Source organism: Diaminobutyricimonas aerilata (assembly GCF_002797715.1).
GTDB lineage: Bacteria > Actinomycetota > Actinomycetes > Actinomycetales > Microbacteriaceae > Diaminobutyricimonas > Diaminobutyricimonas aerilata.
In genome coordinates, this window is sequence record NZ_PGFF01000001.1 from 3,266,115 (window position 1) to 3,278,788 (window position 12,674).

10 protein-coding genes are annotated in these 12,674 nt (G+C 71.4%); 6 read left to right on the forward strand and 4 right to left on the reverse strand.

Features of this window, described 5'->3' with window-relative positions:
• Positions 1–14: 14 nt before the first annotated feature.
• Positions 15–884, forward strand: coding sequence for a DNA-methyltransferase (locus tag CLV46_RS15510; protein WP_100365605.1), 870 nt, complete (start codon positions 15–17; stop codon positions 882–884).
• 167 nt (positions 885–1,051) lie between these two features.
• Here CLV46_RS15510 and CLV46_RS15515 read toward each other — a convergent pair whose 3' ends face one another.
• Together CLV46_RS15515 and CLV46_RS15520 are read right to left on the reverse strand one after the other, a co-directional pair.
• Positions 1,052–2,950: a DUF2207 domain-containing protein gene (locus CLV46_RS15515; RefSeq protein ID WP_100365606.1), complete on the reverse strand. Its 1,899-nt coding sequence runs from the start codon at positions 2,948–2,950 to the stop codon at positions 1,052–1,054.
• Positions 2,951–3,349: 399 nt separating this feature from the next.
• Positions 3,350–4,807 (reverse strand): MFS transporter, encoded by a 1,458-nt coding sequence (locus CLV46_RS15520; RefSeq protein WP_100365607.1) that lies wholly within the window; start codon positions 4,805–4,807, stop codon positions 3,350–3,352.
• A gap of 94 nt (positions 4,808–4,901) precedes the next feature.
• On the opposite strand from CLV46_RS15520, the gene CLV46_RS15525 reads away from it, so the two are divergent.
• Entirely contained in the window at positions 4,902–5,273 is a 372-nt protein-coding gene (locus tag CLV46_RS15525; RefSeq protein WP_100365608.1) for a MarR family winged helix-turn-helix transcriptional regulator, read from the forward strand.
• Between the two features lie 47 nt (positions 5,274–5,320).
• On the forward strand, positions 5,321–5,833 hold the full coding sequence (locus tag CLV46_RS15530) for a MarR family winged helix-turn-helix transcriptional regulator (RefSeq protein WP_100365609.1): 513 nt from the start codon (positions 5,321–5,323) through the stop codon (positions 5,831–5,833).
• 56 nt (positions 5,834–5,889) lie between these two features.
• Here the strand turns inward: CLV46_RS15530 and CLV46_RS15535 are convergent, their stop codons facing one another.
• Positions 5,890–6,831: a LysR family transcriptional regulator gene (locus CLV46_RS15535; RefSeq protein WP_100365610.1), complete on the reverse strand. Its 942-nt coding sequence runs from the start codon at positions 6,829–6,831 to the stop codon at positions 5,890–5,892.
• A gap of 77 nt (positions 6,832–6,908) precedes the next feature.
• Here CLV46_RS15535 and CLV46_RS15540 point away from each other — a divergent pair, with 77 nt between their 5' ends.
• The 3 genes from CLV46_RS15540 to CLV46_RS15550 all read left to right on the forward strand — a co-directional run bounded on the left by CLV46_RS15540 (position 6,909) and on the right by CLV46_RS15550 (position 11,968).
• On the forward strand, positions 6,909–8,648 hold the full coding sequence (locus CLV46_RS15540) for an L-aspartate oxidase (RefSeq protein WP_100365611.1): 1,740 nt from the start codon (positions 6,909–6,911) through the stop codon (positions 8,646–8,648).
• A 403-nt stretch (positions 8,649–9,051) separates the two neighbouring features.
• The gene (locus CLV46_RS15545) at positions 9,052–10,680 is read left to right on the forward strand and encodes a hypothetical protein (RefSeq protein ID WP_100365612.1); all 1,629 of its coding nucleotides are present in this window, start codon (positions 9,052–9,054) and stop codon (positions 10,678–10,680) included.
• Between the two features lie 319 nt (positions 10,681–10,999).
• The gene (locus CLV46_RS15550; protein WP_157802359.1) at positions 11,000–11,968 is read left to right on the forward strand and encodes a glycyl-tRNA synthetase; all 969 of its coding nucleotides are present in this window, start codon (positions 11,000–11,002) and stop codon (positions 11,966–11,968) included.
• Between the two features lie 279 nt (positions 11,969–12,247).
• Here the strand turns inward: CLV46_RS15550 and CLV46_RS15555 are convergent, their stop codons facing one another.
• A complete protein-coding gene (locus CLV46_RS15555; protein ID WP_100365614.1) occupies positions 12,248–12,631 on the reverse strand; it encodes a RidA family protein in 384 nt (127 codons plus the stop codon).
• Positions 12,632–12,674: the final 43 nt, after the last annotated feature.

Below are 12,674 nucleotides of genomic sequence, written 5' to 3' on the forward strand. Positions count from 1 at the left end.
GTTAATCTCCCCCTGTGACCCTGTGGCTGCCCGACGGACCCGATCTGGTCGTGCACGGCGACAACCTCGCGGTCACGGCACAGCTGCCGGATGCCGCGTTCCGCCTGATCTACCTCGACCCGCCGTTCAACACCGGGCGGCGTCAAACGCTGCAACGCACCACGACGGTGCGCTCGGCGACCGGCTCGCGGGTCGGGTTCCAAGGCGCCCGGTACGAGACGGTCAAGAGCACCCTGTACGGCTACGACGACCGGTTCGAGGACTACTGGGAGTTCCTCGAACCGCGCCTCGAGGAGGCCTGGCGGCTGCTGGATGAGCGGGGCACCCTCTACCTGCACCTCGACTACCGCGAGGTGCACTACGCCAAGGTCGCCCTCGACGCCCTCTTCGGCCGGGAATGCTTCCTCAACGAGATCGTGTGGGCCTACGACTACGGCGCCCGCTCAAGGTCGCGCTGGCCGAGCAAACACGACACGATCCTCGTCTACGTGAAGGATCCGGACGGCTACCACTTCGACGCCGCCGCGGTGGATCGGGAGCCGTACATGGCGCCGGGCCTCGTGACCCCGGAGAAGGCCGCCCTCGGCAAGCTGCCCACCGACGTGTGGTGGCACACGATCGTCTCCCCGACCGGGTCGGAGAAGACCGGCTACGCCACCCAGAAGCCGCGCGGCATCCTGCGGCGCATCGTGCAGGCCTCGAGCGCCCCCGGAGACTGGGTGCTCGACTTCTTCGCCGGCAGCGGCACCACGGGAGCCGTCGCCGCGGAGCTCGGTCGGCGTTTCGTGCTCGTGGACAGCAACCCGGACGCGATCGACGTGATGCGCTCCCGCCTGGGCGCGGCCACCGCCTTCGTCGAGACGGCGCGCGAGGGCGCCTCCTGATCCACGTGCGCGTGATCGCGCCGACCGGGACGCGTCGCGCTGCTCTTCCGCGCTCCCGCGCCTGAAGCAACGCGTCGCGCTACACATCCGCGCTCCCGCGCCTGAAGAAAGGGTCGTGGGAGCGCGGAACGGTAGCGCGGACGGGGGCGGGGTCCGCGCCCAGTGGCCTAGCGGCCGCCGCCGCCTCCGCCTCCGCCGCCACCGCCGGAGAAGCCGCCGCCCATCGAGCCTCCCGAGAAGCTGCTGCTGTCACTGCCGGAGTAGCTCGGGGCGGGCCTCGCCGTCGTGCTGCGGCTGACGCCGTTCAGGGTGGAGGTGAACGCGGTGCCGTTGAAGCCGTCGGTCGACACGAACCAGTCCGGACTCTCGCCCGCAGCCCGCGCGGTGATCTCGAGCTCCTTCGCCCAGGCGTCCTCCACGCCCCAGATGACGGCGAAGGGCAGCAGCTTCTCGTAGAGCTTGACCACCTGTCTGGTGTCGCCGATGTCGACGCGTTGCGCGCCCTCCGGGCTCTGCAGCATCCGCATCCGGTCCTGTTCGGCGAGCTCGAGGTACATGCGCATGCCGAGCAGGTAATCGCGGTGCTCGCGCCCCAGCGCGGTGAGTCGCGGCGGACGCGGGATGAAGAAGAGCGAGGCGAGGAACGCGAGCGCCTGCAGCACGAACACCGCGATCGACCACACGGGGATGGCCCCGGCGAACGAGGCGCCCACGAGCGCGAGGAACATGATCGCCGGCAGCAGGAACAGCGTCACCGAGATGCCGATGCCGCCCGAGCGCCGCTGCCCTGCCTCGTGCAGCCCGCCCTCGATGAGGAGCGCCTGCGCACGGGCGATGACCCGCGCGGCGCCGTCGCCGAGATCGGTGTCGTGCGGGCCGAGTTCCTTCACGCGACCGGCGGTGCGCTTCTTGCCGAACAGCACCTTCAGCAGGCGGCGCTCGAGGTCGTCGGTGAGTCGCTCATCCAGGAACTGCAGCGAGTACTCCGCCCCCGACCGGCCCGATACCGGGTAGTCGAGGATGCGCAACCGGCGGCGCACGGCGAGGCTCACGAGCTGGGCGGGGATCGCCGTGGCCGCGCGCCCGACGAGGTGCGCGGCGACCATCACGTTGAGGCCGTCGGGCACCGAGTACTGCGGCACGATCGTGCCCGGGCGGTTGGCGCGCGACGCGCGCACCCGCGACAGGATCGACAGGCCCAGCAGCACGACGGAGGCGATCGCGAAGAGCGCGACGATGAGGTTCGTCCACCACGGCACCTCGCCGTCGAAGACGGTCGGCTCCGGCTCCCCCGGCACGAACGTCCCCGCGTCGAAGCCGATCGCGAAGGTCAGCGTCTCGCCCGGGGCGAGGTCGGTGACGGATGCGGTGAACGTGCCGTCATCCGCCCCGGTGATCTCGCACTGCGTCGTATCGCCCTGCGCGCCGGAGTAGCACGCGGTCGCCCCGCTGAGGGCGTCGACCAGCTCGGGGGCGACGGTGACCCGCGCGGAGACCTCACCGAAGGGCTGCTCCCATCCGGTGCCGTTGACGTCCCAGTAGAACTCGTCGGACGCGGTGTCCTCGAACGCACCGACCACGTTCTGCTGCTCGTAGGAGATGACGTAGGTCTGCTCGCCGTGCACGAACTCGTCGGTGCCGAGCGCGAGTTCGATGAAGTCGCCCGCCTCCGACTCTCCGAACGGCACCGCCTCGCCGGCGGCGTCGGTCACCGACTCGACCTCGGTGTACAGCGGGATGCCCTGATACGAGTCCGGGATCGCGCGGATGATGCCGCGGTTCTGGTCGAACTCGGGGAACACGGCGACGATCGTCTCGACCGTGCTCAGGCGGGAGGTGCCGTCCTGCGCACGGGACAGTTCGTACTCCGCTGCGAAGCTCGCGAACTCGAAGTCGCTCGTGTCGGCCGGGGCGAGCGCGGGCACCGGTGCGGCTTCGGCGGCGGCACTCGCGGGGGCGGCATCCGCGGCTCCAGCACTGAGCGCCGGCGTCACCACGACCGCGAGGGCGAGGACGGTGCCGAAGAGGAGGCCGACGGAGCGGTCGTGAGGACGTTTCGGGAGCATGTGTCCACGCTATCCACGAGGCTGTCGGGGACGACAGGCGCGCCGCGCGGCGCAATTGCGCTGCAACGTTCGAGCCGCGAGGTGAGCGGGTCAGCACGTGCCGGCGGCAGCCCCGACGACAGCCGCAGTCCCACGGCCCACGGCCCACGGCCCACGGCCCACGGCCCACGGCCCACGCCCCACGGCCCCACGGCAACGAGAGCGGACATCCGACCCGACACGCCGGTCACCCGACCCACAACGCGGCGCGCCACCCCGCACATCCGCTCTCACTGCCGAGCCGACGGGACATCCGCGCTCAGGCCCACCGGACCAGACCGCGACAGGATGCGGAGACGAGGAACGGGCCGCGCCGGGCTCCCTCTTCCCGACGCGGCCCGCCCTGACTCGGGGCTCCTCCTAGCGGAGGCTCCGCCGAGCCGTCCGCGGGCGCCTGCGGGGGGCGAGGGCGACCGCGAAGCCGACGAGGGCGACGACCGTCGAGAGCACGAGGCCCGGACGGAATCCGTCGAGCAGCTGCCCGGCGCTCGCGCCGGCGACCTGGCCGCCGCCGGCGATGAGCGCCGTCGTGACGGCGAGCACGAGCGCGGCGCCGACCTGGGAACTGCTCTGCACGAGCCCGGCGGCGAGCCCCTGCTCGTCGTTCGAGATGCCCGAGGTCGCGCGCTCCTGGATGGCGGGGAAGCCGAGCGCGAATCCGGCACCGAGCAGCAGCACCGACGGCAGGATGTCGACCGCGTAGACGGGCTCGGTGCCGACCCGCAGGAACAGCAGGTAGCCGAGGGACAGCGCCCCGAGGGCCACGGTGATCAGCAGCGGCGATCCGAACCGGTCGATGAGACGGTCGGCGAAGGGTGCCGTGGCGACGACCACGAGGCCGGCCGGCAGCAGGGCGAGCGCCATGCTGAGCGGCTGCCAACCGAGCACCGACTGCAGGTAGATCGTGAGGATGAACTGGAAGCTCACGTACGACCCGAACAGGGCGATCGCGCTGATGTTGGCCCGGGCGACCGAGCCCTCGCGCAGGATGCCGAAGCGGATGAGCGGGTGCTTGGCGCGCAGTTCGATGATCGCGAAGGCGGCGAGCACGAGACCCGCCCCGACCAGCCCGAGGATCGTCTGCAGCGACCCCCAGCCGACCTCCGGTGCCGACACGACCGTGTAGACGAGCGACAGCATGCCGACGGCGAGAGTCACCGCGCCCCAGATGTCGTGGCCGCCGTTCTCGGCGCGACGGTCGCGCGGGATGAAGAAGAGGCCGAGCACGAGGGCGGCGACGGCGAACGGCACGGAGAAGAGGAAGGTCCAGCGCCAGCTGAGCGACGTCATCAGTCCGCCGACGATGAGTCCGAGCGAGAAGCCGCTCGCGGCGAACGTCGTGAAGATCGAGATCGCGCGGTTGCGCGACGGACCTTCGGCGAAATTCGTCGTGATGAGCGAGAAGGCGGCCGGTGCGGTGAACGCCGCGGCGATGCCCTTGACGAAGCGCGAGGCGATCACGATCGCCGGGTCGCTCACGAGGCCGCCGGCGAGCGACGCGACGGCGAACACTCCGAGGGCGATGAGCAGGATGCGGCGGCGGCCGAGCAGGTCGGCGAGGCGTCCGCCGAGCAGCAGCAGGCTGCCGTAGCCGAGCACGTAGGCCGACACGATCCACTGCAGGGTGCCCGTCTCGAGCGAGAGTTCCGTGCCGATCGAGGGCAGCGCCACACCGACCATCGAGACGTCGAGGCCGTCGAGGGCGATGACGATGCAGACGACGAGCAGCAGGAGCCAGGTGCGGGTCGTCCAGCGCTGCGCGGACGAGGGTGTCGAAGTGTCGGATGCGGGGGCGATCCGGTCGGTCGTTGAAGTCACCGGGCTAACTTATATGACGGTGCATACGTTGCGTCAACATTGGATACGGCTGCATGAAATACCGCATCATGCGTTCGCGAGGTACGATGTCGGCATGGTCCAGAGCGATGTGGTGGAGCGCTGGCGCTCCCTGCAGACGACGTATCTGTCCACCGCATCCGCCCTGGAGCGAGCGCTCGACGAGAAGTGCGACCTCGGTTTGAGCGAGTTCGAGGTGCTCGACCTCGTCGCCGAGTCGAACAGCGATCAGCAGTGCCTCATGCGCGACCTCGTCGCGCGCACCCCGATGACGCAGAGCGCGCTCTCGCGCATCGTCGACCGCCTGCAGAAGGCCGAGCTCGTCGAGCGCGAGGAGTGCGGGTTCGACCGCCGATCGATGTTCGTACACGTCACCGCGAAGGGCTCCGCCGTGCACGCCGAAGCGCAACGCGTCTACCGCTCGCTCCTCACCCACGAGCTCGACTGACCCCGCGACGCCCCTACTTCGAATTCGCAGCACCGTATACTCGGGGCGTGGCCACCCCTGACGCCTCACTCGACCCGACGGAGCTCGACGGTTACCTCGCGCTCATCGAGGTGAGCAGCCTGCTGCGCCACACGGTCGAACAGCAGCTGCGTGACGCCGGCGACCTCTCGTATGTGCAGTTCCAGCTGCTGGCACGGCTCGGCGACTCCGCGACGGGCAGCCACCGGATGACCGACCTCGCCGACGGCGTGGTCTACAGCCGCAGCGGACTCACCTATCAGGCGCAGCTGCTCGAGCAACGCGGACTCGTCACCCGGGCGCCGTCGCGCGAAGACGAGCGCAGCATCACCGTGACGCTCACCGACGCGGGACGCGAGGTGCTCGCGACCGTGTTCCCCGGACACATCGGGATCGTGCGGAGCCTGCTGTTCGACGCCCTCTCCCGCGACGAGGTGGAGGCGCTCGCCGGAGCGCTGACGCGCGTGCGCGCTCACATGCGTTCGACGCCGCCGCGCTCCGCCGCGCCGCGCCGCCGGAAGGCCGCGGGCTCCGGCTCCTGACGACTCAGCGCTCGGGTGTCCGCGCCGCGATCCGGGCGGCGGGCGAGTGCGCCGCCTCAGCCCGCGCGGGTGACGAGGCGATCCCGCGAGGTGCCGCGCGACGCGTACTCGTCGGCCACGCGGAGGATGGAGCTCCGCATGGCCGCGGCCGCCCGGGTGAGCGTCACATCCGAGCGCTGCGCGAGACTCACGGTGCGGTCGAGCCGCGGTTCGGTCAGCCGGACCGCCCGCAGGCCCGCGCGGTCGATCGGCACCATCGCGGGCACCACCGCGACGCCGAGACCCCGTTCGACGAACCGCAGCACCGCATCCATCTCGGCGCCCTCGAGAACGACCTCGGGCGTCAGACCGGCGTTCCGGAAGGCCGCGTCGGTCACCGCGCGCAGGTCGTAGCTCTCGGCGAACGCGATCTGCGGCAACGCGGCGAGCTCGCTGATGGTCATGCTGCGCCGCGCGGTCACCGGCGGTTGCGCGGCCGACGAGACCACGACGAGCTCCTCGGTCAGCAGCGCGGTACGGCTGAGACTCACCGTCTGCGGCTCGACTCCGGCCGTCGACGTCAGGAGCGCGAGGTCGAGCGCACCCTCGGCGAGTTCGCCGATCAGGCGACGGGAGCCGCGCTCCGAGATGTGGATGTCGACGCCCGGGTGGGCCGAATGGAACGCGCTGACGACGTCGGTGACGATGCTCGCGCACAGGCTCGGCGTCGCACCGAGACGCACGCGCCCCTTCCGCAGCCCCGTCAGTTCCGCCATCTCGTGCCTGACGGAATCGGCGTCGGCGAGCATGCGCCTCGCGAGGGGCAGGAGCGCCTCGCCCGCCGCCGTCAACGAGATGTGCCCGCGGGCGCGGTGGAACAGCTCGGCGCCGAGGTCCTGCTCGAGCGTCGCGATCTGGCGACTCAGCGACGGCTGGGCCAGGTGGAGCGCCTCCGCAGCGCGGGTGAAGTGCGCCTGGCGGGCGACCTCGACGAAGCCGCGGAGTTGTTCGAGGTTCACGTCGATAGCTTAGGCGTATCGAATCGACTCGAATGATTCATTGGAGTAATCGCGGGCTGCTCCGTAGCGTCGAGTGCATGAACGCGACACACGCACGGGAGCGACGGGTCTCCACCACCGTCCTCGTCATCGGAACGGGCGGATCGGGCCTGCGCGCCGCGATCGAGGTGGCCGAGCAGGGCGTCGACGTGCTCGCCGTGGGTAAGCGCCCGCGCAACGACGCGCACACCTCGCTCGCCGCGGGCGGCATCAACGCGGCGCTCGGCACCATGGACGCCGACGACAGCTGGCAGCAGCACGCCGCGGACACCATCAAGGAGAGCTACGGGCTCGCCAACCCGCACACCGTCGAGATCGTCACGCGCGGCGCGGAGCAGGGCATCCGGGACCTCGAGCGCTACGGCATGAACTTCGCCCGCGAGCACGACGGTCGCATCTCGCAGCGCTTCTTCGGTGCCCACAAATACCGCCGCACCGCCTTCGCGGGCGACTACACCGGGCTCGAGATCCAGCGGGCGCTCGTGACCCGCTCCGAGCAGCTCGAGATCCCCATCCTCGACTCCGTCTACATCACACGCATCCTGGTGCACGACAACGCCGTCTTCGGCGCGTACGGGTTCGACCTCGTCGACGGCACCAGGTACCTCATCCACGCCGACGCGGTCATCCTCGCCGCCGGCGGACACAACCGCATCTGGCGCCGCACGTCCTCGCGGCGTGACGAGAACACGGGCGACTCGTTCCGCCTCGCCGTCGAGGCGGGCGGACGGCTGCGCGACCCGGAGCTCGTGCAGTTCCATCCGTCGGGCATCCTCGAACCCGAGAACGCGGCGGGCACGCTCATCTCCGAGGCCGCGCGCGGCGAAGGCGGCATCCTGCGCAACGCCCTCGGTGAGCGGTTCATGGAGCGCTACGACCCCGAGCGGATGGAACTGTCCACCCGCGACCGCGTCGCGCTCGCCGCGTACACCGAGATCAAGGAAGGCCGCGGCACCCCGAAGGGCGGCGTGCTGCTCGACGTGTCGCACCTGCCGCGCGAGACGATCATGACGCGGCTGCCGCGGGTCTACCAGACGATGATGGAGCTGCAGATGCTCGACATCACGAAGGACCCGATCGAGATCGCGCCGACCGCCCACTACTCGATGGGCGGCGTATGGGTGCGACCCGAAGACCACAGCACCGACGTCGACGGCCTCTACGCGATCGGCGAGGCGTCGAGCGGTCTGCACGGCGCCAACCGGCTCGGCGGCAATTCCCTCATCGAACTGCTCGTGTTCGGCCGGATCGTCGGGCAGGCGGCGACCGCGCACGCGGCCGGTCTCGACGCCCAGCGGCGCTCGGCGGACGCGGTCGCCCAGGCCCGGGGGGAGATCGACGACCTGCTCGCGGCCGACGGGAGTGAGAACGTCCGCGCCCTCCAGCGCGCGATCCGCAACACGATGACCGAACACGCGGGCGTGGTGCGCGACGAGGAGGGACTCACCGCCGGCCTCGCCGAACTCGACGCGATCGAGGCGCGGATGGCCGACGTCGGCATCCACCCCGACATCGCCGGGTTCCAGGACCTCGCGCACGCGTTCGACCTGAAGTCGTCGGCGCTCGCCGCCCGGGCGACCCTCGAGGCGGCGCGGGAGCGGCGCGAGACGCGGGGAGCCCACAACCGGAGCGACTACCCCGACCTCGACCCCGCCCTGCGGGTAAACCTCGTCTGGTCCCCCACGACCGGCGTCGTGCGCGAAGAGATTCCGCCGGTCCCGGACGAGATCGCGGCGCTCATGGGCGAGGTCGACACGACGGGCAAGCTCCTCGAGTAGCCCGCCCCGCTGCCATTCCGCCTCCCTTCTGGCACTTGCTCTGCGGGTGGGGGGTGGGGGCGGTCCGACAGCGGCGTCGGCGTCCGCCTCGGCGTCGGCGTCGGCGTCGGCGTCGGTGGTGGCGTCGGCGTCGGTCGCCGCGGTGGTGTCGGAAATTCAGGAGATTCGGTGCGCGGTCGGTCGGCGGGCCGCATCAATCCGTACCCGACCCCGCCGCCCCGCCCGGCGAGTCCTGAATTTCCGACACGTCCGGGCGGCGCCTGCACCTGCCCTCGCCGCGCACCACCGAGCGGTGCCGGACCCTGGCCGGTGTCGGAGGGCGGACGTTGGCGCCGCATTGCAGCGCGCTTGCAGCGCCGTCGGCGCCGTCCGGCGCGGCGGTGCGACTCACCAGCATGAGTGCATGCCCCGCATCCGCCCCCTGCTGCTCCCCGCCGTCGCCGTGCTCGTGATCGCTCCGACGCTCGCCGCCTGCACCGCGCCCGCTCCCGACGCGGCGGGTCCGACGATCGAGTGGGCGGCGTCGACCCTCGAGGAGCAGACCGCCCGACTGGTGGACGCCGAGCGCGAACTCGACGCCCTGCTCGCGGCCGAGGCCGGCATGGCCGACGCGCTCGGAGTGAGCGGCGCGGAGGCGGCAGAAGCGCTGCCCCGTCTCGGCGCCCCGTCCGCCCCGCTGCCGGCCGCATCCGGACCGGTCATCGCCACGGCGTCGCTGCACACCGGGGGCGGCGTCGCGCCGGCGGACTACCCGGTGCCGCGACCGGACCTCGAGACGGTCGGCGCGGCGGCGAACAGCCTGAGCCTGCTGCACGACATCGTGCGGGATGCGCTCGGGGAGGCCTCGCTGAACAGCACCGATCACAGCGCCGCCAGCACGCCTGCCGCGGGTGCCAACCCGGCGATCGAGTGGAGCGTGGAGAAGGGCTCGACGAACGGGGTCTTCACGAGCTCGATCAGCGACACCGACGAGACCGGCAACTCGGTCACCGTTGCTCTGGAGGGCGCGTTCGAGCTGAGCGTGTGTCCCGACGAGAACGGGGCGGCAGAGGGTTCCTTCTACGCGACGGCCGCGGTCACCTTCACGCCCGCAGGCGGCACACCGAAGCGCACGGCCATCGACCTCGACATGGACACGATCGCGCACGTGAACGACGAGGCGTACGCGTACGAGCTCTGGGCGAGCGTCGACTCGGCGGTGAGGACGGGCGCGCCGGCCGCCGACTCCGCGACGCGCATCCCCGAGCCCGACAGCTCCCGCCGCGAGCAGAACGCGTACGCGTTCGAGTTCGGCGAGACCGGTGTCGCGGACCGCGGCGAGCTCACCGCCGACCAGCAGCTCGACGGCGCCTTCTCGGTGCAAGTCGACGACCTCGCCGAGCAGATCGCGTTGCTTCTCGCCCGCGCGGCGGAGGACTACTGGCGCGACGGCAACTGCGTCGACGTCGTCATCGAGGGTGAAGACGTCGCGCCGATGCCGGGAGACAAGCAGCAGCTGTGGGTCGACGCCGTGAGCGTCGTGGACGGCGAGAAGATCACCCGCGGCACCGTCGAGCTCACGGGCATCCTGGGCGATTCGACCGTGAACCCGACCGGCCCGCAGAAGATCGCCGACGCGGACTACCAGTTCATCGCGGGGCAGGAGTACGGCAAGGCCGACCCCGACTTCGAGGTCGTCACGCGGCGCGGCATCGGTCGCGGCGGCACCGGCATCACCGTCGTCGGCGACGTGTGGACGTTCACGGAATCCGCGTACGGCGCAGACTACTGGGGGCTCAGCTGCACGGGCATCCGCGGGCCGTGGGAGATGACGATCACGGTGCCGATGATCGCCGAGACCTGGGGTACGGAGGTGCTCTTCGACGAGAACCTCCGCGGCCGTCTGACCGCGCCCCCCACGAACGGCGGCGAGTGGGTGCATCCCGACACCCAGTTCTGGCTCGTGGCCGAGGGCGACGGCTACGTCATGCACAACGACCCGGAGGACGTGCCGATGCGCGTCACCCGCGGAGACCCCTCCCTCTGCGGCTGACCGCCGCGCGGTGTGCTCTCCCACCAGCCCTGGCACCCGATCCGCCCTGGTCCACCCCATCCGCCACCCGGCGTCGACCGATCCGTCGATCGTTGCGTCGCCCCGCTTCTCGTGATGTCGGAAATTCAGGAGTCGCGACGGTGGGCGTGAACGCCGGCCGAGTGTTCTCGCCCGCCGAAACGGCTCGGCGCGGCGCGCATCCTGAATTTCCGACGCACGCCCGCTGTTGGTGCTCCCTCACACCTCGCGCGGACGGCGAGCAGTCCACCGATCGGCTGCACGGACGGCGGGCGTGCGGGATGCTCGCGATCGTGACGAGGTGGGCATCGGGGAGTGGGTCGCCGAGTTGGGCGGCATGGCGCAGAAACAGCAACTCATACGGCGCGGGGCGGGCGACCGCCACCTGACGTCGGCCGTCCGCCGCGGCGAGGTGGTCCGGGTGCGCAACGGGTGGTACACGACGCTTCCGCCGCAGGACCCGCGCGTGCGGGCCGTGCGTGTCGGCGGTCGGCTCACGGGGATCTCGGCGGTCGCTGCGTGGGGCGGATGGGTCGAGCGCACGGGCGTACTGCACGTCGCCCTCCCGGTGAACGCCGCGCGTTCACGCTCACCGGTCAACCGCCGTCGGCGCTTCGCGCCCGGACGGGACGGCGTGCGCCGGCATTGGGAAGAGCACGCGCGTTCCACCCGAGGCGACAGCATGTTCGTCGACATCCGCGACGCACTCAGGAGGGTCGCGCTCGACGAGCCGATCGACGTGGCCGTGGCCGCGTTCGACTGGGCCCTCCACTCGGGCCGCCTTGAGCGGAGCGACATCGACGGTCTCATCGAAGAGCTTCCGGCGAGAGCGCAGGTGCTCCGCGAGCTCGTCGATGGGCGTAGGGAGTCGCTTCCCGAGAGCCTCGTGTGCACGCGGGCGCAACTCGCGGGGCACCGCGTGCGAGCGCAGGTGCGCATCACCGACACCCTCCAGCGCATCGACGTCGTCGTCGACGACATCGTCGCGGTCGAGGTGGACGGCAAAGAGCACCACCTGCTCGCGTTCGAACGCGACCGCGAGAAGGACCTGGCGATCACGCGCGACGGATATCACCCCCTCCGACCGACCGCGCGACTCGTGTTCGACCGCTGGCCGGAGGTGCTCGCCGCCATCCGCGCCGCGATCGCCGCTCGCCGATCCGGTGCCGGCGTCGGAAATTCAGGACTGCGCGGCGGGCCAGTCGGGCCTCGCCCCGGAATCGCGGCGCTCTCGCCACTGCCGCCGCCCACTGGAGCTCGGAACTCCTGAATTTCCGGCATCACGGCGGATTGACGGGGCGGAGCAGGCAGGCGGCGGACACGGCGGGTTGACGGGGCGGAGCAGGCAGGCGGCGAACCGGCGGATTCACGGGTTGGAGCGGGGTGGCGGCGGACCGGCGGATTGGCGGGGCGGAGCAGGCAGGCGGCGGACACGGCGGCTTGACGGGGCGGAGCAGGGCGACGGCGGACCGGCGGGGTCGACGGGACGGAGCAGGGGGCGGCGGACCGGCACGCCGGCCGGCCAGCCCGCCGGCCCGGACGGCCGGCGTCAGCCCCGCTTGCGGGCGGTGACCTCGATCTCGATGCGCATGCGGGGGTCGGCGAGTCCGACCTGCATCATCGTGGCGGCCGGACGCACCTCGCCGAAGGCGGCGCGCAGCGCCGGCCAGCACGGCTCGAAGTCCGCCGCGTCGGGCAGCAGGTAGTGCACGCGCACGACATCCTCGAGCGACGCGCCGGCCTCGGCGAGGGCGCTCGTGATGTTGCGGATGCACTGCTCGGTCTGCGCGACCACGTCGTCGTCGATCGTCATCGTCGTGTAGTCGAATCCGGTCGTGCCGGAGACGAACACCCAGTCGCCGTCGACGACGGCGCGGGAGTACCCGATCTGCTCTTCGAAGGTCGAACCGGACGAGATGAGGTGACGGGGCAAGAGTTCTCCTTGTCGGCGGGGTGGGACCACCGGCCAGAGTAGC